Source organism: Burkholderia sp. BCC0419 (genome assembly GCF_902830285.1).
In the GTDB taxonomy this organism is placed as follows: domain Bacteria; phylum Pseudomonadota; class Gammaproteobacteria; order Burkholderiales; family Burkholderiaceae; genus Burkholderia.
Genome location: NZ_CADESR010000001.1, coordinates 1,318,839 through 1,345,528, shown reverse-complemented (window position 1 = coordinate 1,345,528; position 26,690 = coordinate 1,318,839). Strand labels below are relative to the sequence as shown.

The 26,690-nt window shown below is 67.1% G+C and carries 20 protein-coding genes; 3 read left to right on the top strand and 17 right to left on the bottom strand.

Annotated features, from left to right (window positions below; translation table 11 throughout):
• The 13 genes from lpxA to rpsB form a co-directional block, all read right to left on the bottom strand.
• Nucleotides 1–789 carry an acyl-ACP--UDP-N-acetylglucosamine O-acyltransferase gene (lpxA, locus tag HWW87_RS05945; RefSeq protein ID WP_175819595.1) on the bottom strand — a complete coding sequence of 263 codons (789 nt, stop codon included), beginning with the start codon at nt 787–789 and terminating at the stop codon, nt 1–3.
• Nucleotides 790–856: 67 nt separating this feature from the next.
• Nucleotides 857–1,324, bottom strand: coding sequence for a 3-hydroxyacyl-ACP dehydratase FabZ (gene fabZ, locus HWW87_RS05940; RefSeq protein WP_174390161.1), 468 nt, complete (start codon nt 1,322–1,324; stop codon nt 857–859).
• A 129-nt stretch (nt 1,325–1,453) separates the two neighbouring features.
• The gene (gene lpxD / locus HWW87_RS05935; RefSeq protein ID WP_175819594.1) at nt 1,454–2,533 is read right to left on the bottom strand and encodes a UDP-3-O-(3-hydroxymyristoyl)glucosamine N-acyltransferase; all 1,080 of its coding nucleotides are present in this window, start codon (nt 2,531–2,533) and stop codon (nt 1,454–1,456) included.
• 16 nt (nt 2,534–2,549) lie between these two features.
• Complete coding sequence (locus HWW87_RS05930) at nt 2,550–3,047, bottom strand: OmpH family outer membrane protein (protein WP_048248617.1); 498 nt, start codon at nt 3,045–3,047, stop codon at nt 2,550–2,552.
• Nucleotides 3,048–3,111: 64 nt separating this feature from the next.
• A complete protein-coding gene (bamA, locus tag HWW87_RS05925; RefSeq protein WP_174431411.1) occupies nt 3,112–5,421 on the bottom strand; it encodes an outer membrane protein assembly factor BamA in 2,310 nt (769 codons plus the stop codon).
• 61 nt (nt 5,422–5,482) lie between these two features.
• Complete coding sequence (rseP, locus tag HWW87_RS05920; protein ID WP_175819593.1) at nt 5,483–6,853, bottom strand: RIP metalloprotease RseP; 1,371 nt, start codon at nt 6,851–6,853, stop codon at nt 5,483–5,485.
• Nucleotides 6,854–6,864: 11 nt separating this feature from the next.
• Nucleotides 6,865–8,061: a 1-deoxy-D-xylulose-5-phosphate reductoisomerase gene (locus HWW87_RS05915; RefSeq protein ID WP_175819592.1), complete on the bottom strand. Its 1,197-nt coding sequence runs from the start codon at nt 8,059–8,061 to the stop codon at nt 6,865–6,867.
• Between the two features lie 15 nt (nt 8,062–8,076).
• Entirely contained in the window at nt 8,077–8,898 is an 822-nt protein-coding gene (locus HWW87_RS05910) for a phosphatidate cytidylyltransferase (protein WP_174431408.1), read from the bottom strand.
• Nucleotides 8,892–9,674 carry a polyprenyl diphosphate synthase gene (uppS, locus tag HWW87_RS05905; RefSeq protein ID WP_006478494.1) on the bottom strand — a complete coding sequence of 261 codons (783 nt, stop codon included), beginning with the start codon at nt 9,672–9,674 and terminating at the stop codon, nt 8,892–8,894. The genes HWW87_RS05910 and uppS overlap by 7 nt, the downstream gene beginning before the upstream one ends.
• A gap of 49 nt (nt 9,675–9,723) precedes the next feature.
• Nucleotides 9,724–10,284, bottom strand: coding sequence for a ribosome recycling factor (gene frr, locus HWW87_RS05900; protein ID WP_047901007.1), 561 nt, complete (start codon nt 10,282–10,284; stop codon nt 9,724–9,726).
• Nucleotides 10,285–10,375: 91 nt separating this feature from the next.
• On the bottom strand, nt 10,376–11,089 hold the full coding sequence (gene pyrH, locus HWW87_RS05895; protein WP_006402648.1) for a UMP kinase: 714 nt from the start codon (nt 11,087–11,089) through the stop codon (nt 10,376–10,378).
• Nucleotides 11,090–11,245: 156 nt separating this feature from the next.
• On the bottom strand, nt 11,246–12,127 hold the full coding sequence (gene tsf, locus HWW87_RS05890) for a translation elongation factor Ts (protein ID WP_175819591.1): 882 nt from the start codon (nt 12,125–12,127) through the stop codon (nt 11,246–11,248).
• Between the two features lie 162 nt (nt 12,128–12,289).
• Nucleotides 12,290–13,030, bottom strand: a complete 741-nt coding sequence (rpsB, locus tag HWW87_RS05885; protein WP_006758564.1) for a 30S ribosomal protein S2 — start codon at nt 13,028–13,030, stop codon at nt 12,290–12,292.
• A 378-nt stretch (nt 13,031–13,408) separates the two neighbouring features.
• Between rpsB and map the strand changes: the two genes are divergently transcribed.
• The 3 genes from map to HWW87_RS05870 are packed head-to-tail and all read left to right on the top strand — an operon-like array spanning nt 13,409 to nt 18,879.
• Nucleotides 13,409–14,224, top strand: a complete 816-nt coding sequence (map, locus tag HWW87_RS05880; protein ID WP_046545985.1) for a type I methionyl aminopeptidase — start codon at nt 13,409–13,411, stop codon at nt 14,222–14,224.
• A gap of 43 nt (nt 14,225–14,267) precedes the next feature.
• Nucleotides 14,268–16,844, top strand: coding sequence for a [protein-PII] uridylyltransferase (locus HWW87_RS05875; protein WP_175819590.1), 2,577 nt, complete (start codon nt 14,268–14,270; stop codon nt 16,842–16,844).
• Nucleotides 16,845–16,860: 16 nt separating this feature from the next.
• Entirely contained in the window at nt 16,861–18,879 is a 2,019-nt protein-coding gene (locus HWW87_RS05870) for a pseudouridine synthase (RefSeq protein WP_175819589.1), read from the top strand.
• A 79-nt stretch (nt 18,880–18,958) separates the two neighbouring features.
• Here HWW87_RS05870 and def read toward each other — a convergent pair whose 3' ends face one another.
• From def to smc, 4 genes are all read right to left on the bottom strand, one after another.
• Complete coding sequence (gene def, locus HWW87_RS05865; RefSeq protein ID WP_175819588.1) at nt 18,959–19,492, bottom strand: peptide deformylase; 534 nt, start codon at nt 19,490–19,492, stop codon at nt 18,959–18,961.
• Entirely contained in the window at nt 19,489–21,564 is a 2,076-nt protein-coding gene (gene ligA, locus HWW87_RS05860) for an NAD-dependent DNA ligase LigA (protein WP_175819587.1), read from the bottom strand. The genes def and ligA overlap by 4 nt, the downstream gene beginning before the upstream one ends.
• A 166-nt stretch (nt 21,565–21,730) precedes the next feature.
• The gene (locus HWW87_RS05855; RefSeq protein WP_175819586.1) at nt 21,731–23,017 is read right to left on the bottom strand and encodes a cell division protein ZipA C-terminal FtsZ-binding domain-containing protein; all 1,287 of its coding nucleotides are present in this window, start codon (nt 23,015–23,017) and stop codon (nt 21,731–21,733) included.
• A gap of 85 nt (nt 23,018–23,102) precedes the next feature.
• The gene (gene smc, locus HWW87_RS05850; RefSeq protein WP_175819585.1) at nt 23,103–26,615 is read right to left on the bottom strand and encodes a chromosome segregation protein SMC; all 3,513 of its coding nucleotides are present in this window, start codon (nt 26,613–26,615) and stop codon (nt 23,103–23,105) included.
• Nucleotides 26,616–26,690: the final 75 nt, after the last annotated feature.

Genomic DNA, 26,690 nt, shown 5'->3' with positions numbered 1-26,690 from the left:
TTAGCGGATGATGCTGCGTTGCGACGCGTCGATGAACTCGACGAGCGCCGTCACTGGTGCATCGCCGTCGCCGCCCGCTTGCGCGAGCTCGCGCAGTTGCACCTTCGCTTCCTCGAGCGACAGGCCGTTCTTGTACAGCAGGCGGTACGCGCTGCGCAGCGCCGAGATCGCGTCGGCCGAGAAGCCGCGCCGGCGCAGGCCTTCGACGTTGATGCCGTGCGGCTCGGCCTTGTTGCCGGCCGCGATCACGAACGGCGGAATGTCCTGCACGAGCGCCGACGCGCCGCCCAGCATCGAATGCGCGCCGATGCGCACGAACTGGTGCACGCCCGACATGCCGCCGACGATCGCCCAGTCGCCGATCTCGACGTGGCCGGCCATCTGCGCGTTGCTCGACAGGATCACGTGGCTGCCGACGGTGCAGTCATGGCCGATGTGCACGTAGGCCATGATCCAGTTGTCGTCGCCGAGCGTCGTCACGCCGACGTCCTGCACGGTGCCCGTGTGGATCGTCGTGAATTCGCGGATCGTGTTGCGGTTGCCGATCACGAGCCGGGTCGGCTCGTCCTTGTACTTCATGTCCTGCGGACGGCCGCCGACCGACGCGTAATGGCCGATGCGGTTGTCCTCGCCGAGCGTCGTGTGACCTTCGATCACGCTGTGCGAGCCGATCGTCGTGCGCGCGCCGATCGTGACGTGCGGGCCGACGATCGCGTACGGGCCGATCTCGACCGATTCGTCGATCTGCGCACCCGGCTCGACGATCGCGGTAGGATGAATCCTGGTCATGCGCCGTTGCCTCTCGATATGATGTGTCGCGTTGCTCGCGTTACGTTACCCATGCGTGCCGCGTCGCTCAGGGCGCCGCGTCGGTCGTCTTGACCGTGCACATCAGTTCGGCTTCCGCCGCCACCTTGCCGTCCACTTCCGCCACCGCCTTGAACTTCCAGATGCCGCGGATGTAGCGTTCGAACGTCACGTTCAGGATCAGCTGGTCGCCCGGTTCGACCACGCGCTTGAAGCGCGCGCCGTCGATACCGACGAAGTAGTACAGCGTGTTTTCCGGATCCTTCGGCTGCTCTTCCGAGAACGTCAGCAGCGCGGCCGCCTGAGCAAGCGCCTCGAGGATCAGCACGCCCGGCATCACCGGCCGCTTCGGGAAATGCCCCTGGAAGAACGGCTCGTTGATCGACACGTTCTTCAGCGCTTTGATCCCCTTGTGCGGCTCGAGTTCGAGCACGCGATCGACGAGCAGAATCGGGTAGCGATGCGGCAGCAGCGTGAGGATCTTGTGGATGTCGAGATTGATTTTTTCAGTGCTCATGATGGTTCGTCTCACGCAGAGGCTGCGCGGTGGTGATGCAAAGGCTGAAGCGGGCCGCCGCGCGGCCCTGTCTGGCAAACCGGGCCGGTTGCGCTGGCCGTGCCCGGTTGGTGGTCTCGCATGACGCGCTCAGGCGTCGGTGCCGCCCTGGGCGGCGAGCGCGGCTTCGAGCGCCTTGATGCGCTCGCGCAGCTTGTCGAGATTGCGCACGAGCGCGGCGCTCTTGTTCCATTCGCCGTGGTCGACGGCCGGGAACGCGCTGGTATAGATGCCGGCCTTCGGCAGCGACTTCGATACGCCCGACTTCGCGGTGATGATGACATAGTCGCCGAGCGTCACGTGGCCGGCGATCCCGGCCGCGCCGCCGATCATGCAGTGGCGGCCGATCGTCGTGCTGCCTGCGATGCCGGCGCTGCCGGCGATCACCGTGTATGCGCCGATCCGGCAGTTGTGACCGATCTGGACCTGGTTGTCGATCTTCACGCATTCCTCGATGACGGTGTCCGCCATCGCGCCGCGATCGATCGTCGTGTTCGCGCCGATTTCGACGTCCGGGCCGATCGTCACGCCGCCGACCTGCGGGATCTTGACCCAGCTGCCGGTGCGCGCGTCGCCGTCGCCGACGAAATCCGGTGCGAAGCCGAAGCCGTCGGAGCCGATCACGGCGCCCGAATGGACGATCGCGCGCGGGCCGATCTTGCAGCCGTGGTACACCGATGCGTTCGGATAGAAATGCGAGCCGGCGCCGATCGTCGTGCCGCGGCCGACGAATACGTTCGCGTCGAGCTGCACGCCGTCTTCGATCACCGCGCCGGCCTCGACCGTCACGTGCGGGCCGATCACCGCGGTCGCGGCGACCTGCGCGGCCGGATCGATCGTCGCGCTTGGATGCACGCCGGCCGCGCGCGGCGGCGTGGCGAGATCGATGAACATCTGCGCGACGCGCGCGAAGTACGCGTACGGATTCGGCGTCACGATGAAGTTGCGACCATGGGCAGCCGCACCCAGCTTTTCGAGATCCTTCGGCGCGATCAGCACCGCGCCGGCGCGGGTCGTCTCGACCTGCGACAGGTACTTCGGGTTCGCGAGAAACGCGAGTTGCTGAGGGCCTGCCTGGTCGAGCGGCGCGAGGCCGCTGACCGTGCACTGTGCATCGCCGGCGATCTCGCCGCCGAACCGCTTTACGAGTTCCTCGAGCGTCAATGCCATTCGTCGTCTGCTCCGTTCAGTTCGTCGAGCCGGACGCGAGCGCCTTGAGCACCTTGTCGGTGATGTCGATGCGCGGGCTGACGTACACGGCTTCCTGCACGATCAGGTCGTAATTCTGCTGCTCGGCGATCTGCTTGATGACCTTGTTCGCCCTTTCCAGCACGGCCGCCAGCTCTTCGTTGCGGCGCTGGTTCAGGTCTTCGCGGAACTCGCGCTGCTTGCGCTGGAAATCGGTGTCGAGCTGCGCGAGATCGCGCTGCTTCTGCGCGCGATCGGCCGCCGACAGCGACGTGCCGTTCTTGTCGAGCGAATCGGACATCGACTTCAGCCGTGCCGCCAGGTCCTGCAGATCCTTGTCACGCTTCGCGAACTCGGCTTCGAGCTTCGTCTGCGCCGCCTTCGCGGGCGCCGACTCGCGCAGGATCCGATCCGAATTGACCGCCGCGATGCGGGCGACGTCCTGTGCGTGCACCGTCGCCGCGCCCAGGGCCAGCGCAACGGTCAGCGCGCACATCACTCGTTTCGAAAACTTACCGGTTAGCAAAATTACCCTCTCGTTGCTGTTGTCATGCGTTCGGTCAGAACGCCGTCCCGATCTGGAACTGGAATTTCTGGTACTGGTCGCCTTCATGCTTCTGCAGCGGGAAGCCGAGGCTCAGCTTCAGCGGGCCGATCGGCGAGATCCACGCGAGACCCACACCGTAGCCGTAGCGCAGGCCGTTGGAGCCCGTACTCGTGCCGCCCGGCGCATTGCCCCACACGTTACCGCCGTCGAGGAACGTGAACACACGCAGCGTGCGGTCGTAACCCGTGCCCGGCAGCGGGAACGTCAGCTCGATGTTGCCGACCAGCATCTTCGAACCGCCGATCGGATCGTTCGTCTTCGTGTCGCGCGGGCCCAGCGAGCTCGGCTCGTAGCCACGCACGGAGCCGATACCGCCCGCGTAGTAGTTCTTGAAGATCGGGTACGGGTTGCCGATACCGTTACCGTAGCCGCCCTGCAGGTTCAGGCCCAGGATGAAGCCGCGCGAGAACGAATAGTAGTATTGCGCCTGCAGGTCGGCCTTGTAGTACTGGATCTTGCCGACCGGCACGCCGTACTCCATGTTCGCCTGCGTGAAGTAGCCGCGGCTCGGGATCAGCGCGCTGTCGCGCGCGTCGCGCGACCATGCGACCGTCAGCGGCACCGTGTTCGACACGCGGCCGAACTCGTTCACGTAATCCTGGTAGCTCTGCGGCGTGTTCGAATCGACGTCGAGGCGGTTCTGCTCGAAGCCCGCGCCGAAGTACACGGTGTCGACTTCCGAGAACGGAATGCCGAACTTCAGGTTGCCGCCCGCGCTGATGATCCGGAAGCTCGAGTTCGTCGAATAGTAGAGCGGCTGGTACGTGCGGTAGAAGACGTCCGTGATCCGCTTGATGCCGTCGACCGTGAAGTACGGGTCGACCTGCGTGACGGTCAGCGTGCGGTAGCTCTTCGCGGTGTTGACGTTCACCGACAGGCTCGTGCCCGAACCGAACACGTTGTCCTGCGACACGCCGGCCGACAGCACGACCTTGTCCGTCGACGAGAAGCCGGCGCCCAGCGTGATCGCGCCGGTCGGCTTTTCGTCGACCTTCACGTTCACGTCGACCTGGTCGTTCGTGCCTTCGACCGGCAACGTCGTCACGTCGACGTTGGTGAAGTAGCCGAGGCGGTTCACGCGGTCCTTCGACAGCGCGAGGCGGTTCGAGTCGAACCACGAGCTTTCGAGCTGGCGCATTTCGCGGCGCACCACTTCGTCGCGCGTGCGCGTGTTGCCGACCACGTTGATGCGGCGCACGTACACGCGGCGGCTCGGGTCGACGACGAGGTTCAGGTTGACCTTGTGGTTCGCCTGGTCGATGTCCGGCTGCGCGTTGACGGTCGCGAATGCGTAGCCGTATTCACCGAGCTTGTCGACGATCGACTTGGTGGTCTGCTGCAGCTTTTCGGCGGAGAAGCGGTCGCCCGGCTTGATCTTGATCAGCTTGTTGAGTTCGGCCTCGCGATCGAGCAGGTTGCCCGACAGCTTGATGCCCGACACCGTGTACGGCTCGCCTTCGTGCAGCGTGACCGTCAGGTACATGTCCTTCTTGTCCGGCGAGATCGACACCTGGGTCGACTCGATGTTGAACTCGAGGTAGCCGCGGTTCAGGTAGTACGAGCGCACGGCCTCGAGGTCGCCCGTGAGCTTTTCCTTCGAGTACAGGTCGTTCTTCGTGTACCAGGAGAACCAGTTCGGCGTCGACAGCTGCATCTCGTCGCGCAGCGTGCTGGTGCTGAACGCCTTGTTGCCGATGAAGTTGATCTGGCGGATCTTCGCGCTCGGGCCTTCGGCGACCGCGAACAGGATCGACACGCGGTTCGCGTCGACCGGCGTGATCGTCGTCTTGACCTCGGCCGCATAGAAGCCGCGCGTCAGGTACTGGCGCTTGAGCTCCTGCTCCGCCTTGTCGACGAGCGCCTTGTCGTAGTAGCGGCCATCGGCCAAGCCGACCGCGCGCAGCGCCTTCGTCAGGTTGTCCTTGTCGAATTCCTTCGTGCCGGTGAAGTCGATCGACGCGATGGCCGGACGCTCCTGCACCTGCACGATCACGACGTTGCCCTGCGTGGCGATGCGCACGTCGTTGAAAAAGCCCGTCGCGTACAACGCGCGGATTGCTTCGGATGCCTTGTCGTCCGTGAAGGTATCGCCCTGCTTGATCGGCAGATAGGCGAACACCGAACCCGCTTCGACGCGCTGCAGCCCCTCGATCTTGATGTCTTGCACCACGAACGGTGCCGCTGCATGCGCCGCGAGGCCGTGCGCGGCGAGCGCGGCCGCCGCAACTGTCTTAGGTACAAAGCGATGAGGTTTGAACAACATGCATCCCCAATATTTAGCTGCATCAAATCGGGCGGCTGGCCAGCGGCCGCCGCCTGACGCTTCAGAAATGGATTAACCGAGCCAGATCGTTGAACAGCGCGATCGCCGACAACGCGACGATGCAGATCAACCCGGCTCTTTGCAGAATCAGCTGCCAGCGCTCCGAGACGGCTTTCCCGGTCGCGGCTTCAACCGCATAATATAACAGATGCCCCCCGTCCAAAACGGGAATCGGCAACAAGTTCAGGACGCCAAGGCTAATGCTGACAAGGGCGAGGAACGACAGGAACGCCGACGGACCGAGCCGCGCGCTCTTGCCTGCGTAGTCGGCGATCGTCACCGGTCCGGACAGGTTCTTCAGCGACGCGTTGCCCGTGATCATCCGGCCGAACATCTTCAGCGAATACACGGAAATGTCCCACGTGCGGTGCGCGCCGAGCCGCAGGCTGTCGATCGGCCCGTAGCGCACGTCCACCGACGGCGCGTGCATCGACAGTGCCGCGCCGATGCGGCCGACCTGCTGCCCGGATTCGTCGTCGCGCTGCGTCTGCGGCACGATCGACACCGTCCGCGCGGCGCCGTCGCGCTCGATCTGCAGCTCGAGCGGCTGGCCTGCATGGTGCTTCACCGTATCGATGAAGCGCGCCGCGCCGCCGATCGGCTTGCCGCCGAGCGCGACCAGCTTGTCGCCGGCCTTCAGGCCGGCCCGCTCCGCCGCGCTGCCCGGCTGCACCGACGCGACCGACAACGTGCCGCCGCCGGCCTCGAAGCCCAGATGGGCCATGAAGTCGTCGTCGAGCTGGCTGTCGGGCACGTTGCGCAGGTCGACGCGGAAATCGAACGTCGCATTGCCGTCGCGCGCGCCGAGCACGACCTCGCGATGGTCGAACGCGGCCGACAGCAGCTTCCAGCGCAGGTCCGACCACGATCGCACCGGCTCGGACTCGCCGCCCTGCGCGTTGCGGATCGACACGACCGTCTCGCTGCCGTCGAAGCCCGCGCGGGCCGCCGCCGTGCCGGCGGCCGGCGGCGCGACGATCGCGGTCGGCTCGGTCACGCCGGTGGCGAATACGATGGAGAACAGCGCGATTGCCAGCAGGAAGTTCGCAATCGGCCCGGCCGCGACGATCGCGATGCGCTTGTAGACCGACTGCCGGTTGAATGCGTGGCCGAGCTCCTCGGGCGGGATGCCGGGGCCCGGATCGCGCTCGTCGAGCATCTTCACGTAGCCGCCGAGCGGCAGTGCGGACAGCGTCCACTCGGTGCCGGTCCTGCGGCTGACCCAGCGCGCAACGGGCTGGCCGAAGCCGATCGAGAAACGCAACACCTTCACGCCGCACCAGCGCGCGACACGATAATGTCCGTACTCATGCACGACGACCAGTACCCCGATCGCCACCGCAAACGCGACCAGTTCGACCAGCACGTTCATGAGCACCCCATTCAGACCGTACGCTCCACGCGTGGCGCAGGCGCTTTTGCAATGATCGCGGCGGCGAGGCGGCGAGCCTCGGCATCCGCCGCGAGGACGTCGTCGAGCCCGTCGGGCGCGCGGTTCGGCAGCGCGTTGAGCACTGCGTCGACCGTCGCCGCGATCGCCATGAAGCCGATCCGGCGCTCGAGAAATGCTTCGACCGCCACTTCGTTCGCCGCGTTCAATGCGGCGCTCGCGATGCCGCCTTCCTCGAGCGCCTTCAGCGCAAGCGCGAGGCACGGGAAGCGCGCGTAATCGGGCTTCTCGAACGACAGCTGGGCGATCTGCGCGAGGTCGAGCTGATCGACGCCCGCGTCGACGCGCTCGGGAAACGCGAGCGCGTGTGCGATCGGCGTGCGCATGTCGGGGTTGCCGAGCTGCGCGAGCACCGAACCGTCGCGGTACGACACGAGCGAATGGATCACGCTCTGCGGATGGATCAGCACGTCGATCCGGTCGCCCGGCAGCCCGAAGATCCAGTGCGCCTCGATCACCTCGAGGCCCTTGTTCATCATCGTCGCGGAATCGACCGAGATCTTGCGGCCCATCACCCAGTTCGGGTGCTTGCACGCCTCGTCCGGCGTCACGTCGACGAGCGTGGCCGGCTCGCGCGTGCGGAACGGGCCGCCCGACGCGGTCAGGATGATCTTCGAGATCCCGCCGTGCTCGGCCGCGTCGCGCGGCATGCACTGGAAGATCGCGTTGTGTTCGCTGTCGACCGGCAGCAGGATCGCGCCATGGTCGCGCACGGCGTCCATGAAGATCGCGCCCGACATCACGAGCGCTTCCTTGTTCGCGAGCAGGATCCGCTTGCCGGCGCGGGCGGCCGCCAGGCTCGGCGCGAGGCCGGCCGCGCCGACGATCGCCGCGACCACCGTGTCGCAGCCGTCGCTCTTCGACACGTCGACGAGCGCCTGCGGCCCGTGCAGCACGACCGTCCTGCTGCCCGCCGCGCGCAGTTTCGCGTCGACGTGCGCGGCCGTCGCGGCATCGCCGACCACCGCCACTTCAGGCGCGAAGCGCAGACACTGCTCGACGAGCTTGTCGCCGTTGCGGTGGGCGGTCAGCGCGTAGACCGAGAAGCGCTCGGGATGGCGCGCGACCACATCGAGCGTGCTGTCTCCGATCGAGCCCGTGGAACCGAGCAATGTCAGACGTTTTTGCATAACAGAAATAAGGGGTTAACCAAGCAGCAGCATCGCGAGCGGCAGCACCGGCAGCAGCGCGTCGACACGATCGAGCACGCCGCCATGGCCCGGCAGCAGTCCGCTCGAATCCTTCACGCCCGCCTGCCGCTTCAGCAGCGACTCGAACAGGTCGCCGATCACGCTGTACGCGACCAGCAGCGTCAGCGCGGCCCACGCGCCGGCCATCCCGTAGCGCGCGGCGAACGCAGAAAACAGGGTCGGTTCGAATGCGTGCACGGCCATCGCGACACCGGCGACGACCATCACCGCGAACCAGCCGCCGATCGCGCCTTCCCAGCTCTTGCCGGGGCTGATCGTGATGGCCAGTTTACGCTTTCCGAAGGCCTTGCCCGCGAAGTATGCGCCGATATCGGCCAGCCAGACGACCAGAAGCAGCGACAGCACGAACGGCACGCCCTGCGCGCGGGCTGCAACGAGCGCGTGCCAGCAGGCGGCGAACACGACGAGGCCGGCGACCAGCAGGAACGGCCGCCAGACGCCGCCCGCGAGGTCGGGCTTGCGCCGCAGCGCGAACGGGCCGACCAGCAGCCAGAACACGCCGGCCGCCATGAAAAGGGGACGGGACGAAGCCGCATCGACGCCGAGCGGCGCGGTGGCCGCGAGCGCGAGCGCCGCGACGACCGCATAGACGACCGAGCCGGCGCCGCCGAGCTTCAGCAGGCGCGCCCACTCCCACGCGGCGAACACGAGCACGACGCCGATCAGCGCGCCGAACCCGTTGAGCGGCGCGAACAGCGTCACCGGCAGCAGCACTGCCAGCATCACGATCGCCGTGATCACACGGGTTTTCAGCATGAAAGGGAGTCGGCGTTCTGCGATTGCGGTTCGAGCTGCGCACTCGTGCGCCCGAAACGGCGCTCGCGCTCGGTATACGACGCCATCGCGTCGGCCAGTGCCGCGCCGTCGAAATCCGGCCAGTACTTGTCGGTGAAATAGAATTCGGCGTACGCGAGCTGCCACAGCAGGAAGTTGCTGACGCGCTGCTCGCCGCCGGTGCGGATGAAGAGATCGGGCTCCGGCGCGTAGGCCATCGCCAGGTGCGGCGCGAACGCGTCCTCGGTCACTTCGACCTCGCGGCCTTCGCGCACGGCCTGCTCGACGAGCTTCTTCGTCGCCTGCAGGATGTCCCACCGGCCGCCGTAGTTGGCTGCGATGGTGAGCGTCAGACGGGTATTGCGCGCCGTCTTGGTTTCGGCGCGGCGAATCAGTTCGCGGATGCGCGGTTCGAAACGGTCGAGATCGCCGACGACACGCAGGCGGATCCCGTTCGCATGCAGCTTGCCCACTTCGCGCTCGAGCGCGGTGATGAACAGCCGCATCAGGAACGACACTTCGTCGTTCGGCCGGCGCCAGTTTTCCGAACTGAACGCGAACAGCGTCAGGTATTCGACGCCGGCGCGCGCGCAGCCTTCGACCACCGCCCGCACGGCATCGACGCCGCGGGTATGCCCCGCGACGCGCGGCAAGCGGCGTTCGGTCGCCCAACGGCCGTTGCCGTCCATGATGATCGCGATGTGACGCGGCACGACACCGACGTCAGGCACGCGAACGGTAGAGCTGGTATAGGTCATGGCCGTTGAGACAGTAATGCGGGAAGAAGGCGGCGCGCGAGGACGGTCGTCAGACCGTCATGATCTCGGCTTCCTTGGTCTGCACGAGCTTGTCGATTTCGGCAACGTGCTTGTCGGTCAGCTTCTGCACGTCGTCGCTCGCACGGCGCTCGTCGTCTTCCGAGATTTCCTTGTCCTTCACGAGCTTCTTCAGCGCTTCGTTCGCGTCGCGGCGCAGGTTGCGGATCGCGACCTTGGCCGTTTCGCCTTCGCTCTTCACGACCTTGGTCAGCTCGCGGCGGCGCTCTTCGGTCAGCGCGGGCATCGGCACGCGGATCAGGTCGCCGGACGTTGCCGGATTCAGGCCCAGATCGGCTTCGCGAATGGCCTTCTCGACCTTCGCGACCATCGGCTTTTCCCACGGCTGCACACCGATCGTGCGTGCGTCGACGAGCGTCATGTTGGCAACCTGCGAGATCGGCACCATCGACCCGTAGTAGTCGACCTGCACGTGATCGAGCATGCCGGTGTGCGCACGGCCCGTACGGATCTTCGCCAGATCGCTCTTGAATGCATCGATCGAGCGTTGCATCTTCTGCTCGACGCCCTTCTTGGTATCAGCGACACTCATTTCAACCTCCGAACCTTCAAACCTTCAAAAAACGCGGGCCCTGCCCGGCGCGCCACGCGCACCAGGGCCGATGACCCGCATCCGCGGGAGTTTACACGTGGACGAGCGTACCTTCGTCCTCGCCCAGCACGATGCGCTTGAGCGCGCCCGGCTTGTTGATCGAAAACACGCGAATCGGCAGCTTCTGGTCGCGGCACAGCGCAAACGCCGTCGCGTCCATCACCTGCAGGTTGCGGCTGATCGCCTCGTCGAAGCTGATCGTCGTGTAGCGCGTGGCCGACGGATCCTTCTTCGGATCGGCAGAATATACGCCATCGACCTTGGTCGCCTTCAGCACCACTTCGGCGCCCACTTCCGAGCCGCGCAGCGCGGCGGCGGTATCCGTCGTGAAGAACGGGTTGCCGGTGCCGGCCGCGAAGATCACGACGCGGCCTTCCTCGAGCTGACGGATCGCGCGGGGCCGGATGTACGGCTCGACGACCTGGTCCATGCGCAGCGCGGACTGCACGCGCGCCTCGATGCCGGCGTGGCGCATCGCGTCCTGCAGCGCCAGCGCGTTCATCATCGTCGCCAGCATCCCCATGTAGTCGGCCGTCGCGCGGTCCATGCCGGCCGCGCCGCCCGCGACACCGCGGAAAATATTACCGCCACCGATCACGACCGCGAGCTGCGTACCGAGACGCACGACTTCCGCGATATCGGCCACCATCCGTTCGATCGTCGCGCGATTGATGCCGAAGGCATCGTCGCCCATCAGCGCTTCGCCGGAGAGTTTGAGGAGGACGCGTTTATAGGCATTGGACATAGGGGCTTCCGAGCGACGAGAGGATGACAACCACGAACTGTAGGGGCGAAATACTGATTCGGGCAAGCGCCGACGACCGGACCGGGGTTCCCGGCCGGCCGGCGACGCCGCCGGCCGCGGCGGAGCGGACGCCCGCCGCGGATACTGCCTGACTGCTTACTGCTGCTTGGCTGCTGCGACTTGCGCGGCCACTTCGGCGGCGAAGTCGTCCTGGCGCTTCTCGATGCCTTCGCCGACGACGAACAGCGCGAACTTCTGCACTGCGGCATTCGCTGCCTTCAGCATCTGCTCGATCGTCTGCTTGTCGTTCTTCACGAACGTCTGGTTCAGCAGCGACACTTCCTTCAGGTACTTCTGGACGCTGCCGTCGACCATCTTCGCGACGATTTCGGCCGGCTTGCCCGATTCGGCAGCCTTCTGCTCGGCCACGCGGCGTTCCGTATCGATCAGTTCCGCCGGCACGTCGGCCGACGACAGCGCGACCGGCTTCATCGCGGCGATGTGCATCGCGACGTCCTTGCCGACCTGCTCTTCCGCGCCCGTGTACTCGACGATCACGCCGATACGCGCGCCGTGCAGGTACGTTGCGATCTTGTTCGCGGTTTCGAAACGGACGAAACGGCGGATCGACACGTTCTCGCCGATCTTGCCGATCAGTTCCAGACGCACTGCGTCGACCGTCTTGCCGTCGAGCGGCAGCGCCGACAGCGCAGCCACGTCGGCCGGGTTCTGCGTCGCGACGAGTTCTGCCACCGTCTTCGAGAACGCGAGGAAGTCGTCGTTCTTCGCGACGAAGTCGGTTTCGCAGTTCAGCTCGACCAGCGCGCCTGCGTTGCCGCCGACGAACGAGGCGACGACGCCTTCCGCCGTCACGCGCGATGCGGCCTTGCTCGCCTTGTTGCCGAGCTTGACGCGCAGCAGCTCTTCAGCCTTGGCCAGATCGCCGTCGGCTTCCGTCAGCGCCTTCTTGCACTCCATCATCGGTGCGTCGGTCTTTGCGCGCAGTTCTGCCACCATGCTTGCGGTAATTGCCGCCATCATTCGCTCCTTGAGTCTGTATTCACAACGCCGCCCGCTTGGACGCGAACGGCCGAAATTCGTTTCCGGACCCGCGCCGATTCGGCGCGATCAGGTCCGGCGCACAAGCTTAAAAAAAGGGGGCCTGTTGAGAGCCCCCTTTTTGCGCCGGCTCGGGGCCAGTTACGCGTTTTCCTCGACGTACTCGTCGTCGCCGCGCGCCGCCTGGACCACTTCGTTGACCGCGTTCGCACGGCCTTCGAGGATCGCGTCGGCCACGCCTTCGGCGTACAGCGCGACTGCCTTGCTCGAGTCGTCGTTACCCGGGATCACGTAGTCCACACCTTCCGGCGAGTGGTTCGTGTCGACCACGGCGATGACCGGCACGCCCAGCTTGTTCGCTTCCGTGACGGCGATCTTGTGGTAGCCGACGTCGATGACGAAGATCGCGTCCGGAATGCCGCCCATGTCCTTCACGCCGCCGATCGACTTCTGCAGCTTGGCGATTTCACGTTCGAACAGCAGCGCTTCCTTCTTGCTCATCTTCTCGGTTTCGCCCGATTCGACGGCCGCTTCCATGTCCTTCAGGCGCTTGATCGATACCTTCAGCGTCTTGAAGTTGGTCATCATGCCGCCGAGCCAGCGCGCGTTGACGTACGGCATGCCCGCACGTTGCGCTTCCTGGGCGATCGTGTCACGCGACTGGCGCTTCGTGCCGACGAACAGGATCGTGCCGCGGTTCGCTGCCAGCTGGCGCACGTACTTCTGTGCGTCCGTGAACATCGGCAGCGTCTTTTCGAGGTTGATGATGTGAATCTTGTTGCGGTGACCGAAAATGAACGGAGCCATCTTCGGGTTCCAGAAGCGCGTCTGGTGACCGAAGTGGACACCCGCTTCCAGCATTTGGCGCATCGTAACTGCCATGTAAATTCTCCACGAGGGTTGGGTCTTAAGCCGGCTGCCGTACCGCCGCGCGAACCCGCCCGAAGGGAGCGAATTCCGCGCGGCCGGCACCCTTGGTTGCGCCGGCTTGCGAGTCGGCACGTGCAAAATGCCCGTGCCGTAAGCCTTTCACCGTGACGCCGCCCCAAGATGGGGAAAATTCGGCATTTGGATATCGACTTAGCCAAAGAGTATAGCACGCAGATTTGTCCGCTCTCAAGTCGCGCGGCACTTTCGCGTGCCGCGCGGCAGCGGGCCGGACAATCCGCGAAAACCCGCATCCGCGCGGCCCGCAGGGGCTGCGAGGCCCGCCATAAGGTGCGATAATCCGTCAATTCACCGCATTCCAGGCATACCTCGATGGCTATTACGCTCAAAAACGAACACGATATCGCGGAGATGCGCGTCGCCTGCCGTCTCGCGAGCGAAGTGCTCGACTTCATCACGCCGCACGTCGTCGCGGGCGTCACGACCGCCGAACTCGACCGGCTCTGCCACGAGTTCATGCTCAACGAGCAAGGCACGATCCCCGCGCCGCTGAACTACCAGCCGCCCGGCTATCCGCCGTACCCGAAGGCCACCTGCATTTCGGTCAACGACGTGATCTGCCACGGCATTCCCGGCGAGAAGGTGATCAAGAACGGCGACGCGCTGAACATCGACATCACCGTGATCAAGAACGGCTATTTCGGCGACACCAGCCGGATGTTCATCGTCGGCGAGGGGTCGATCCTCGCGAAGCGCCTCGTGCAGACCACCTACGAATGCATGTGGCTCGGCATCGACCAGGTCAAGCCCGGCGCGCACCTCGGCGACATCGGCTACGCGATCCAGAAGCACGCGGAAGCACAGGGCTACAGCGTCGTGCGCGAATACTGCGGCCACGGCATCGGCACGGTATTCCACGAGGATCCGCAGGTCGTCCACTACGGCCGCCCGGGCACCGGCATCGAGCTGAAGGCCGGGATGATCTTCACGATCGAGCCGATGATCAACGCCGGCAAGCGCGACATCCGCACGATGCCCGACCAGTGGACGGTCAAGACGCGCGACCGCAGCCTGTCCGCGCAGTGGGAACACACGGTGCTCGTCACCGAAACCGGCTACGACGTGCTGACCGTGTCGGCCGGCACGCCGGCGCGCCCCGTGTTCGCGCAACCGGCCGCCGCCGTCTGAGCGCCGTCGCGCCCGCCCCACTTTCGCACCTGAACGGCCGCCCATGAGCGCTCACGCTGCCCCCTCGCCCGAAGCGCTGTCGCGGCGCGCCGAATTCAAGGCCGCCAAGACGGAGATGCTCGAGCGCTTTCGCCGCGCGGCGAACGTCGCGTCGCTGATGCACGCGCTGTCGAAACTCACCGACGACGCATTGAAGCGCGTGTGGGACGACTGCGGGCTGCCCGCGACGCTCGCGCTCGTCGCCGTCGGCGGCTACGGGCGCGGCGAGCTCGCGCCCTACTCCGACGTCGACATCCTCGTGCTGCTGCCCGATGCGCACGACCCGGCGCTCGACGCGCGCATCGAGCGCTTCATCGGGATGGCGTGGGATCTCGGCCTCGAGATCGGCAGCAGCGTGCGTACGGTCGCGCAGTGCATCGAGGAGGCGTCGCAGGACGTCACGGTGCAGACCTCGCTGCTGGAAGCGCGCCGCATCGTCGGCAGCACCGCGCTGTTCGAACGCTTCACCGTGCGCTATCACGAAGCGCTCGACGCACGCGCGTTCTTCACCGCGAAGGTGCTCGAGATGCGCCAGCGCCACGCGAAGTTCCAGGACACGCCGTACAGCCTCGAACCGAACGTGAAGGAAAGCCCCGGCGGGCTGCGCGACCTGCAGACGATCCTGTGGATCGCGCGCGCGGCCGGCTTCGGCAGCAGCTGGCGCGAACTGGACACGCGCGGCCTCATCACCGACCGCGAAGCGCGCGAGCTGCGCCGCAACGAAGGCTTCCTGAAGACGCTGCGCGCGCGGCTGCACGTGATCGCCGGGCGCCGTCAGGACATGCTCGTGTTCGACCTGCAGACGCAGGCCGCGGAGAGCTTCGGCTACCAGCCGACCCAGGCCAAGCGCGCGAGCGAGCAGCTGATGCGCCGCTACTACTGGGCCGCGAAAGCCGTCACGCAGCTCGCGACGATCCTGATCCAGAACATCGAGGCGCAGCTGTTCCCCGCGACGAGCGGCATCACCCGCGTGCTGTCGGCCGATCGCTTCGTCGAGAAACAGGGGATGCTCGAGATCGTCGACGACGGCGTGTTCGAGCGCCATCCCGACGCGATCCTCGAAGCGTTCCTGCTGTACGAGACGACACGCGGCGTGAAGGGCCTGTCCGCCCGCACGCTGCGTGCGCTGTACAACTCGCGCGAAATCATGAACAACGCGTGGCGCCGCGATCCGCAGAACCGCGACACGTTCATGCGGATCCTGCAGCAGCCCGAAGGGATCACGCACGCGTTCCGGCTGATGAACCAGACGAGCGTGCTCGGCCGCTACCTGCTGAATTTCCGCCGCATCGTCGGGCAGATGCAGCACGACCTGTACCACGTGTACACGGTCGATCAGCACATCCTGATGGTGCTGCGCAACATCCGCCGCTTCGCGGTGGCCGAGCATGCGCACGAATATCCGTTCTGCAGCCAGCTGATCGGCAACTTCGAGCGTCCGTGGGTGCTGTATGTCGCGGCGCTGTTCCACGACATCGCGAAGGGCCGCGGCGGCGATCACTCGACGCTCGGGATGGCCGACGCGCGGCGCTTCTGCCGCGAGCACGGCATCGCCGGCGACGACGCCGCGCTGATCGTGTGGCTCGTCCAGCATCACCTGACGATGAGCCAGGTCGCGCAGAAACAGGACACGAGCGACCCTGAAGTCATCAAGCGCTTCGCCGAGGTCGTCGGCAACGAACGGTATCTCACCGCGCTGTACCTGCTGACCGTCGCCGATATCCGCGGCACGAGCCCGAAGGTGTGGAACACGTGGAAGGGCAAGCTGCTCGAGGATCTCTACCGCATCACGCTCGCGGTGCTCGGCGGCGCGAACCCCGACGCGCATTCGGAGCTGAAGTCGCGGCAGGAGCAGGCGCTCGCGCTGCTGCGCCTGGAAACCGTGCCCGACGATGCGCACCGTGCATTGTGGGATCAGCTCGACGTCGGCTTCTTCCTGCGTCACGACGCGGCCGACATCGCGTGGCAGACGCGCGTGCTGTACCGGCACGTGAACGCCGAAACCGCGATCGTCCGCGCGCGGCCGTCGCCGATCGGCGACGCGCTGCAGGTGCTCGTGTACGTGAAGGACCGCCCCGACCTGTTCGCGGGCATCTGCGCGTATTTCGACCGCAACGGGCTGTCGGTGCTCGATGCGCGCGTCAGCACGACGCGGCACGGCTATGCACTCGACAACTTCATCGTCACGCAGACCGAACGAGACGTCCGCTACCGCGACATCGCGAATCTCGTCGAGCAGCAGCTCGCGACGCGGCTCGCTGAAACCGCACCGCTGCCGGAGCCGTCGAAGGGCCGCCTGTCGAGGCTGTCCCGGACGTTTCCGATCACGCCGCGCGTCGACCTGCGGGCCGACGAGCGCGGCCAGTACTACATCCTGTCCGTGTCGGCCAACGACCGGCCGGGCCTTCTCTATTCGATCGCGCGCGTACTCGCCGAACATCGGATCGGCGTCCATGCGGCGCGGATCAATACGCTCGGCGAGCGCGTCGAGGACATCTTCCTGCTCGCGGGCGTCGGCCTGTCCGACAACCGCCTGCAGATCCAGCTCGAAACCGAATTGCTGCGCGCGATCGCAGTCTGAATGAATCCCAGCGTTTATGCGCACCAAATTAACCGTCAAGAATCCGAAGCCGGCGTCGCCGACCCGCGCCCCTGTCCGCTCCGGCAGCCTCGTCGCCCGCAAGGCGGTGCGCCCCGCTGCGCCGCCCGCCGGTGACAAGCCGGCCCGCCCGAAGAAGGCGTCTCCGGCAGCCGCCACCGGCGAGCGCTCGTTCAAGCCGCGCGGTGCCGCCGGCGCCGAGCGCCCGGGTGCGGACCGCGCACCGGCCAAGCGTGCGCCGCGTGACGGCGGTGCCGAACGCGGCCCGCGCGCCCCTTATCGCGACAACGCGGCCGGCGAAGGTGCGAAGCGCGGTTTCGGCGACCGACGCACGTCATCGGATCGCCCGCCGCGCCGTAGCGATGACGATGCACGGCCGCGTCGCGCCGGTGCCGACGAAGGCAAGCGTCCGTCCTATCGTGACAACGCAGCCGGCGAAGGCGCGAAGCGCAGTTTCGGCGACCGTCGCACGCCGTCGGATCGGCCGCCGCGCCGCAACGATGACGATGCACGGCCGCGTCGTGCAGCAGGTGGTGACGACAGCAAGCGTCCGTCCTATCGCGACAACGCAGCCGGCGAAGGCGCGAAGCGCAGCTATGGCGAGCGCCGCACGCCGTCGGATCGGCCCGCTCGCCGCAGCGATGACGATGCACGCCCGCGCCGCGCAGGCGCCGAAGGCGGCGCACGCACGCCCTATCGCGACAAGGCGGCCGGTGAAGGCGAGAAGCGCAGCTATGGCGAGCGCCGCACGTCGTCGGACCGCCCGCCCCGCCGCGATGACGATGCACGTCCGCGCCGTGCGAGTGCCGAAGGCGGCCCACGCGCGCCCTATCGCGACAAGGCTGGCGGCGAAGGCGAGAAGCGCAGCTTCGGCGAGCGCCGCACGTCGTCCGATCGACCGCCGCGCCGCGATGACGATGCACGTCCGCGCCGCGCAGGCGCCGAAGGCGGCGCACGCGCACCTTATCGCGACAAGGCAGCCGGCGAAGGCGCAAAGCGCAGCTTCGGCGACCGCCGCACGTCGTCCGATCGCCCGCCGCGCCGCAGCGACGACGATACGCGTCCGCGCCGCGCAGCCGGCGGTGAAGACAGCAAGCGTCCGTCCTATCGCGACAAGGCAGCCGGCGAAGGCGCGAAGCGCAGCTTCGGCGATCGCCCGGCCCGCCCCGCGCGCGACGACGAGCGCCGTTCGTTCGGCGCGGTGAAGACCGCGCAACCCGTCAAGCGCGCGGCGGCCGACGTCGACTACGGCGACGAAACGGGTCTGATGCGCCTGTCGAAGCGGATGTCCGAACTCGGCATGTGCTCGCGCCGCGAAGCCGACGAATGGATCGAAAAGGGCTGGGTGCTCGTCGACGGCGAACGCATCGACACGCTCGGCACCAAGGTGCGCGCCGACCAGAAGATCGAGATCGACGAACGCGCGAGCGCCGCGCAGGCCGCGCAAGTGACGATCCTGCTGCACAAGCCGGTCGGCTACGTGTCGGGCCAGGCGGAAGACGGCTACGAGCCGGCGGCCGTGCTGATCACGCGCGCGAACCGCTGGAGCGGCGATCATTCGCCGGTGCGCTTCTCGCCGCAGCACCTGCATGCGCTCGCACCGGCCGGCCGTCTCGACATCGACTCCACCGGCCTGCTCGTGCTGACGCAGAACGGCGTGATCGCGAAGCAGCTGATCGGCGAGCAGTCGGACATCGACAAGGAATACCTGGTGCGCGTGCGCTTCGGCGAACAACTGATCGACATCGACCAGCACTTCCCGGCGGAATCGCTCGCGAAGCTGCGCCACGGCCTCGAGCTCGACGGCGTCGCGCTGAAGCCCGCGCTGGTGAGCTGGCAGAACGGCGAGCAGCTGCGGTTCGTGCTGCGCGAAGGCAAGAAGCGCCAGATCCGCCGCATGTGCGAACTGGTCGGCCTCGAGGTGATCGGCCTGAAGCGCGTGCGGATGGGCCGCGTAATGCTCGGCGCGCTGCCGCAGGGCCAATGGCGCTACCTGTCCGCCGACGAGACGTTCTGACCTCGGGCACGCAACGTGCGCCCCGCCTTGAAGAAGCCCGCTTGCGCGGGCTTTTTCGTTTCTGCGGGAAAGCGGCCGATCAGTCGTCGTCGGCCGGATCGAGCCCCGGGAACAACACCTCGGTGAAGCCGAAGCGCGTGAAGTCGGTGATCCGCATCGGATACAGCTTGCCGATCAGGTGATCGTATTCGTGCTGGACCACGCGCGCATGGAACCCCTCGGCGACGCGATCGATCTTCTCGCCGAACTGGTCGAAGCCGCTGTAGCGCACCTTCGCGTAGCGGCTGACGACGCCGCGCATGCCCGGCACCGACAGGCAGCCTTCCCAGCCCTCTTCCATGTCCGGCGGCAGGTACTCGATCTTCGGGTTGATCAGCACGGTCTCCGGCACCGGCGGCGCATCCGGGTAGCGGTTGTTGTTGCCGAAGCCGAAGATGATGATCTGCAGCCCGACGCCGATCTGCGGCGCGGCGAGCCCGGCGCCGTTCGCGTGGTGCATCGTCTCGAACATGTCCGCGACGATCTCGTGCAGCTCGGCCGTATCGAACCGCTCGACCGGTTGGGCGATTTCGAGCAGGCGCGGATCGCCCATCTTCAGGATCTCGCGAATCATGGCGTATTGCCCTCCAGGAGTTGGTGCAGACCGTCTTCGTCCAGCACGGGGATGCCGAGTTCCTCGGCCTTCGCGAGCTTGCTGCCGGCGTCGGCGCCCGCGACCACGTAATCCGTCTTCTTCGATACCGAACCGGCCACTTTGGCGCCCGCCGCTTCGAGCATCTCCTTCGCCGCATCGCGCGTGAGAGTCGGCAGCGTGCCCGTCAGCACGACCGTCTTGCCGGCGAGCACGCCCTGCGGCGCCTTAGGCGCGGGCGGCCCTTCCTGCCACGTGACCTTGCCCGGCGCGCGCAACTGCTCGATCACGGTCCGATTGTGCTCCTCCGCGAAGAACTGGTGGAGCGACTCGGCGACGATCGGGCCGACGTCGTTGACTTCGAGCAGCTCCTCGATCGACGCGTCCATGATCGGCGTCAGCGAGCCGAAATGCTTCGCGAGATCCTTCGCGGTCGATTCGCCGACATGACGGATGCCGAGCCCGTAGATGAAGCGCGCGAGCGTCGTATGCTTCGCCTTCTCGAGCGAATCGAGCAGATTCTGCGCGGACTTCTCGGCGAACCGGTCGAGTTCGGCCAGCGTCGCGAAGCCGAGATTGAACAGGTCGGCCGGCGTGCGGACCAGATTCAGCTCGACGAGCTGGTCGATGATCTTCTCGCCGAGGCCGTCGATATCGAGCGCGCGGCGCTGCGCGAAATGCCACAGCGCCTGCTTGCGCTGCGCCGGGCAGAACAGCCCGCCCGTGCAGCGCGCAATCGCCTCGTCCGGCAGGCGCTCGATCTTCGAGCCGCACACCGGGCATTCGGTCGGCATCACGAATTCGGCCGCGTCCGCCGGGCGCCGGTCGAGCAGCGCGCCGACGACTTCCGGAATCACGTCGCCCGCGCGGCGCACGATCACGGTGTCGCCGATCCGGATGTCCTTGCGGCGCACTTCGTCCTCGTTGTGCAACGTCGCATTGGTCACGGTCGCCCCGCCGACGAACACGGGCTCGAGACGCGCGACCGGCGTGATCGCGCCGGTACGGCCGACCTGCACGTCGATCGCGACGAGCTTCGTCAGCGCTTCCTGCGCGGGAAACTTGTGCGCGAGCGCGAAGCGCGGCGCGCGCGACACGAAGCCGAGCCGCTCCTGTTCGTCGCGCCGGTTGACCTTGTAGACGACGCCGTCGATGTCGTACGGCAGCGACTCGCGCTTCTCGCCGACCTTGCGGAAGAAGTCGAGCAGGCCTTCGGCGCCGTGCACGACCGCGCGCTCGCGGTTCACGGGCAGGCCGAACGCCTCGTACCAGTCGAGCAGCGCGCTGTGCGTGTCGGGCATCGGCATCCCGTCGAGCACGCCGATCCCGTACGCGAAGAACGACAGCGGCCGCTGCGCGGTGATCTTCGAGTCGAGCTGGCGCAGGCTGCCGGCCGCCGCGTTGCGCGGGTTCGCGAATTCGCGCTGCTCGGCCGCGCGCTGGCGTTCGTTCAGGCGTGCGAAATCGCGCTTGAACATCAGCACCTCGCCGCGCACGTCGAGCACGGCCGGCACGTGCTTGCCCTTCAGCTTCAGCGGAATCGAGCGGATCGTGCGCACGTTCTCGGTCACGTCCTCGCCCGTCGTCCCGTCGCCGCGGGTCGATGCCTGCACGAACACGCCCTGCTCGTAGCGCAGCGAAATCGCGAGGCCGTCGAACTTCAGTTCGCACGCGTATTCGACCGGGTCCGTCACCGAGCCGGCGAGATCGGTCGTCTTGGCCAGCGCGTCGGCGACGCGCTTGTCGAACGCAACGATGTCCTCGTCGGCGAAGCCGTTGTTCAGCGACAGCATCGGCGCATCGTGGACGACCGGCGTGAAGCCGCCGGCCGCTTCGCCGCCGACGCGCTGCGTCGGCGAATCGGGCGTCACGAGTTCGGGATGGTCGGCTTCGAGCTGCTGCAGCTCACGGAACAGCCGGTCGTATTCGGCGTCGGGCAGATCCGGCTGGTCGAGCACGTAATAGGCGTAGTTCGCCCGCTCGAGTTGGTCGCGCAGCCACGCGGCGCGTGCGTCGGGCTGGCTGGCTGGCGGTTCGGCTTGGGTTCGGGCCATGCTGGCGGCAGATTCGTTCTGAAAAAAATCGGATGCCCGATTATCTCAGTTTGACGCCGCGGCGGGGCACGCAATGCGGGCCGGATGACGTGCTGCAGCGCACACGAAACGGTGCGCGCCGCAGCGACGAACGACGGCGCCGAAGACCGCCGTCCGCGCCATCGCGTTACTGGCTGAACAGGCGGCGCGTGACCGGCGAACCGGCCGGGATGCCGGCTTCCTCGAGCTTCGCGTACAGCTTCATCAGTTGCTGGTCGATCGCGACCAGCGTCGATTCCGGCAGCGGCCGGCGCGAATCGTCGACGACGCGCGCGCCGATCCGCTCGGACAGCGACTTCGCGTAATCGCACATCAGCCGGAACGGCAGGATGTCCTCTTCGGCCACCGGCACGTCGAGCACCAGCGTGATCATGTTGCCGCCCTTGTACGTCAGGTCGTCGCGCAGGAAGTTCGTATCGCCGAACTGCAGCATGAACACCGGGTTCTGCTTCGCGTCGAGCTTCACGAAGCGCGTGCCGTCGCGCGACAGCAGCAGCCCGTCCTGGGACGCGACCGCCTGCACGTAGTTCGCGGACCACGGCGCGCCGTCCGACATCACGTTGATCGACAGTTGCGCGTCGCACTGCGCGGCAAACGCGTCGAGCTCGCGTGCCATCGCGACCGTTTCCATCATGTCCGGGAATTCCGGCGCGCCGTCGATCGCGTCGGCGAACTGCTGGACGCCCGTCACGAATTCGGAGAATTCGAGCTCGTTCAGCGCGCCGCTGCGGTTCGCGAGCTGTGCGGCCGCGCGCAGCTCTTCGTAGCGCACGCCGTTCTGCAGCAGCTCCCATTGGCCGCCTTCCGGCTTGCCTTCGATGTGCACGGGCTTGCTGCCCGCGCGGCGCAGCCGCTGCGCGACCGGCAGGATCTTGTCGCCCGGCAGCGGCCCGGTGAGGCGGATCGGCACGATGCAGTCGATCCGGCGGTCGACGATCGCGGGCGGCGCCGACGAGACCGTCGTCGCGGCCGGCATCACCGGTTCGGTCGGCTCGGCCGGTTCGGCCGCCGCTTCATGCGTGGCGGCGGGCACGGCTTCTTCGCCGGCAGCCGATTCGGTCGATTCGGACGACGCGTCGACGCCCGTCGCCTCGGCCTGCAGGTCGGCCGGCGTATCGGCCGGCGCCGCGCCGCCCACGGCTGCGCCGAACGTCGGCTCGACGCGCGCGGCTTCGGCCGCTGCCGCCGTCGCCGCGACCGGTGCCGCGGGTTCGCGGCGCACCGGCTGACGCACCGGTTCGATGAACGGCAACTCTTCGTCGCGCTCGGGGCGGTTCATCGCCTCGGCCGCTTCCTCCGGCATCGGGCGCGGCATCCTGCGCCGCACCTTCGCGCCCTGCCATGCGTTGTAGACCACGACGCCGCCCACCACGACGGCGCCCGCGCCGATCAAACCGAGTGTCAACTCGTCCATGCACGCTCCATCAGCAATTCTTTTTCGTCGGGACCGCGAACGGGCGCCCATGCGCCGCGCGAACGCGATCCGGTTTCGTCAAACGTCAATTCTGGGCAAAACCCGCGGCGGTTTCCATGTCCACCGCCACGATCCGCGACACGCCCTGCTCCTGCATCGTCACGCCGATCAGTTGCTGCGCCATTTCCATCGCGATCTTGTTGTGCGAGATGAACAGGAACTGCGTCTTGTCGGACATCGCGCGCACGAGATTCGCGAAACGCTCGGTGTTCGCGTCGTCCAGCGGCGCGTCGACCTCGTCGAGCAGACAGAATGGCGCCGGGTTCAGCTGGAACATCGCGAACACCAGCGCGGTCGCGGTCAGCGCCTTCTCGCCGCCCGACAGCAGGTGAATCGTCGCGTTCTTCTTGCCCGGCGGCTGCGCCATCACCTGCACGCCGGCATCGAGAATCTCGTCGCCCGTCATGATCAGCTTCGCCTGGCCGCCGCCGAACAGGCGCGGGAACAGGTCGCTGAAGTGACGGTTGACCTCGTCGAAGGTGCCCTGCAGCAGCGTGCGGGTTTCCTGGTCGATCTTGTGGATCGCGTCCTCGAGCGTCGTGATCGCGTCGATCAGGTCGGCCGATTGCGCGTCGAGGAACACCTTGCGCTCGCTCGCGGCCTTCAGCTCGTCGAGCGCGGCCATGTTCACCGGGCCGAGCGCGTTGATCGCGTTGTTCAGGCGCGTGACTTCGCCCTGCAGGTACGACGGCTTCAGGTCCGGCGTCAGCTTCGCGGCCAGCGCGACCTCGTCGACCTCGGCCGTTGCGAGCTGCTCGGCGAACTGCTCGACGGACAGGCGCGCGGCCTGCTCCTTCAACTGCAGTTCGGTGATGCGGTCGCGCAGCGGCTGCAGCGAACGCTCGGCGACGAGCCGCTGCTCGTCCGACGCACGCAGCTTCGCGGTCAGGTCGTCGAGTTCGATCCGCGCGGCCTGCAGCGCTTCTTCCTTCACCGCGCGAATCTCGAGCGCGTCCTGCAGGCCCGTATGCGCGGTCTGCTCATTGATCGTCTCGAGTTCGGCCCGCGCGTCTTCCAGCGACGCGGCGACGCGCTCGCTCTGCTCGTGCGCCACCTGGATCGTGCGCTTGAGTTCGTCGATCCGGGTCACCGCGTTGCGTGCGGCGAAGCGCGCGTCGTTCGCGCCGCGCTCGAGGTCGCGCGCTTCCTGACGCGCCTGCGTCAGCGATTCGTCGAGCGACTCGAACGCGAGCTGGTTGTCCTCGAAGCGCGCCTGCAGTTCCGCGAGCTCGCCGTCGAAGCGCTCGAAATTCGCTTCCGACTCCGCGCGCAATGCACGCTGCTCTTCGATCTGCGCACCGATTTCCTCGAGTTCCTCGCGGATCTGCGTGCTGCGCTGCGTATAGCGTTCATGCGCCTGCGCGAGCTTCAGCACGTCCATCTGCAGCGCATGCACGCGCTGCGTCGCACGTTCGGCCTGCGCGCGCAGGTCGCCGAGCGCCTGCGTGGCCTGCGTGTGCGCGGCTTCCGCACGCACGGCAGCCGTGCGCGCCTCGTCGGCGAGCAGCGCCTGCGCACGCACCTGGCGCGCCAGGTTTTCGATTTCCTGCTGGCGGGCCAGCATCCCGGCCTGCTCCGAATCGGCCGCGTACAGCTGCACGCCGACGCGCGTGACGATATGGCCGGCCTTGACGACGAACGCACCGCCTGCCGGCAGCTGCGCGCGCGTCGCGAGCGCCTGTGCGACGTCGTCGGCGACATACACGTTGCCGAGCCAGTCGTTCAGCACCGCGCGGATGCCCGCGTCGTCGATGCGCACGAGCGACAGCACCGGACGCCGCCCGGCCACCGCGGCGGGCGGCTCACCGGCCGCGGGCGGCGCGTAAAACGCGAGCTTCGCGGGCGGCGCATCGGTCGCGAATGCCTTCACCCAGTCGAGATTCGATACTTCGAGCGCGGCGAGACGCTCGCGCAGCACGGCCTCGAGCGCCGCTTCCCAGCCGGCCTCGACATGCAGCTTCTTCCACAGACGCGGCAGCGCGCCGAGCTCGTGCTTGTCGAGCCACGGCTGCACCTTGCCTTCGGTCTGCACGTTTTCCTGCAGCTGCTTCAGCGCGGCGAGGCGCGCCTCCAGCTGGTGGATCTGCGCGGCTTCGGCCTGCACGCGCTCCTGCGCGGCGCGGCGTTCGCCGTCGAGACGCGGCACCGTTTCCTGCGCGTCGGCCAGACGCGCCTGCGCTTCGGCGAGGATCTCTTCCTGCTCGGCCAGCTGCATGCGCAGCTCTTCGAGCTGCGTCTCGTCCGGCGCGTCGAGCCCGCCCGCTTCGCTCTTCAGGCGCTCGTGGCGCTGCTGAAGCTGCTGGAGCTGCTGGTCGGCGTTGCGCTGGTGTGCGGCTTCGAGCTTCAGCGACTGCTCGGTCTGCGCGATCCGCGCGCGCTCGTCGTTGAGCTGCGCCTGTGCGTCGCGCCACTTCGCTTCGAGCGCCGGCAGCGCATCGTGCTTCGCGGCCGCGTTGTCTTCGGCGAGCGCGGCCTTCTCGTCGGCCATCGCGCGCGCCTCTTCGGCTTCCTCGAGCTCGTCCTGCGACTTCTCGGCCTGCGCGCGCCACTGCTCGCGCTGCGCGTTCAGCGCGGCGATCTGCGCCTGCACGCGATTGCGCGATTCGACGATGAACTTGATCTCGGCTTCGAGGCGGCTCACCTCGGCATTCGCCTCGTAGAGCGAACCCTGCGCGCCCTGCATCGCGTCGCTCGCCGAGTAGTGCGCGACGCGCAGCGTCTCGAGCTGCGCCTCGACTTCGCGCAGCTTCGCCGTCTGCGCCTCGAGGTCGATCTGCGCCTGTTCGATCGCGCGCTGCTGCTTCTGCTGCTCGCCGGCGGCCTCGTTCTTGCGCAGCAGCCACAGCAGGCGCTGCTTCTCCTCGCCGTCGGCGACGAGTTCCTTGTACTTGGTCGCGACCACCGCCTGCGCCTCGAGCTTCTCGAGGTTCGCGCCGAGTTCGCGCACGATGTCCTCGACCCGCGTCAGGTTCTCGCGCGTGTCGTGCAGGCGGTTCTCGGTTTCGCGGCGGCGTTCCTTGTACTTCGACACGCCGGCGGCTTCCTCGAGGAACACGCGCAGCTCTTCCGGCTTCGCCTCGATGATCCGCGCGATCATGCCCTGCCCGATGATCGCGTACGCACGCGGCCCGAGGCCCGTGCCGAGGAAGATGTCCTGGATGTCGCGGCGGCGCGCCGGCAGGTTGTTGATGTAGTAGCTCGACGTGCCGTCGCGCGTCAGCACGCGCTTGACGGCGATCTCGCCGTACTGGCCCCACTGCCCGGCCGCGCGGCCGTCGGAGTTGTCGAAGATCAGTTCGACGCTGGCCCGGCTGCCGGGCTTGCGGGCGGTCGAACCGTTGAAGATCACGTCCTGCATCGATTCGCCGCGCAGCTCGGACGCGCGCGACTCGCCGAGCACCCAGCGCACGGCATCGATGATGTTGGACTTGCCGCATCCGTTCGGGCCGACCACGCCGACAAGCTGGCCCGGAACCTGGAAATGCGTGGGATCGACGAAGGATTTGAAGCCAGCGAGTTTGATCGAGCTCAGACGCACGGCGGTATCGGATGTGAAGAAGGTGTGAAACGGACGGGGCCGCCCGGCGCGGGGCCGGAGAGCCCCTGCGCGCCA

Bases quoted from the DNA above. Each gene is read 5' to 3' on its own strand.
- lpxA (WP_175819595.1), bottom strand. From the start codon at position 789: ATGACCAGGATTCATCCTACCGCGATCGTCGAGCCGGGTGCGCAGATC.
- fabZ (WP_174390161.1), bottom strand. From the start codon at position 1,324: ATGAGCACTGAAAAAATCAATCTCGACATCCACAAGATCCTCACGCTG.
- lpxD (WP_175819594.1), bottom strand. From the start codon at position 2,533: ATGGCATTGACGCTCGAGGAACTCGTAAAGCGGTTCGGCGGCGAGATC.
- HWW87_RS05930 (WP_048248617.1), bottom strand. From the start codon at position 3,047: ATGTGCGCGCTGACCGTTGCGCTGGCCCTGGGCGCGGCGACGGTGCAC.
- bamA (WP_174431411.1), bottom strand. From the start codon at position 5,421: ATGTTGTTCAAACCTCATCGCTTTGTACCTAAGACAGTTGCGGCGGCC.
- rseP (WP_175819593.1), bottom strand. From the start codon at position 6,853: ATGAACGTGCTGGTCGAACTGGTCGCGTTTGCGGTGGCGATCGGGGTA.
- HWW87_RS05915 (WP_175819592.1), bottom strand. From the start codon at position 8,061: ATGCAAAAACGTCTGACATTGCTCGGTTCCACGGGCTCGATCGGAGAC.
- HWW87_RS05910 (WP_174431408.1), bottom strand. From the start codon at position 8,898: ATGCTGAAAACCCGTGTGATCACGGCGATCGTGATGCTGGCAGTGCTG.
- uppS (WP_006478494.1), bottom strand. From the start codon at position 9,674: ATGACCTATACCAGCTCTACCGTTCGCGTGCCTGACGTCGGTGTCGTG.
- frr (WP_047901007.1), bottom strand. From the start codon at position 10,284: ATGAGTGTCGCTGATACCAAGAAGGGCGTCGAGCAGAAGATGCAACGC.
- pyrH (WP_006402648.1), bottom strand. From the start codon at position 11,089: ATGTCCAATGCCTATAAACGCGTCCTCCTCAAACTCTCCGGCGAAGCG.
- tsf (WP_175819591.1), bottom strand. From the start codon at position 12,127: ATGGCGGCAATTACCGCAAGCATGGTGGCAGAACTGCGCGCAAAGACC.
- rpsB (WP_006758564.1), bottom strand. From the start codon at position 13,030: ATGGCAGTTACGATGCGCCAAATGCTGGAAGCGGGTGTCCACTTCGGT.
- map (WP_046545985.1), top strand. From the start codon at position 13,409: ATGGCTATTACGCTCAAAAACGAACACGATATCGCGGAGATGCGCGTC.
- HWW87_RS05875 (WP_175819590.1), top strand. From the start codon at position 14,268: ATGAGCGCTCACGCTGCCCCCTCGCCCGAAGCGCTGTCGCGGCGCGCC.
- HWW87_RS05870 (WP_175819589.1), top strand. From the start codon at position 16,861: ATGCGCACCAAATTAACCGTCAAGAATCCGAAGCCGGCGTCGCCGACC.
- def (WP_175819588.1), bottom strand. From the start codon at position 19,492: ATGATTCGCGAGATCCTGAAGATGGGCGATCCGCGCCTGCTCGAAATC.
- ligA (WP_175819587.1), bottom strand. From the start codon at position 21,564: ATGGCCCGAACCCAAGCCGAACCGCCAGCCAGCCAGCCCGACGCACGC.
- HWW87_RS05855 (WP_175819586.1), bottom strand. From the start codon at position 23,017: ATGGACGAGTTGACACTCGGTTTGATCGGCGCGGGCGCCGTCGTGGTG.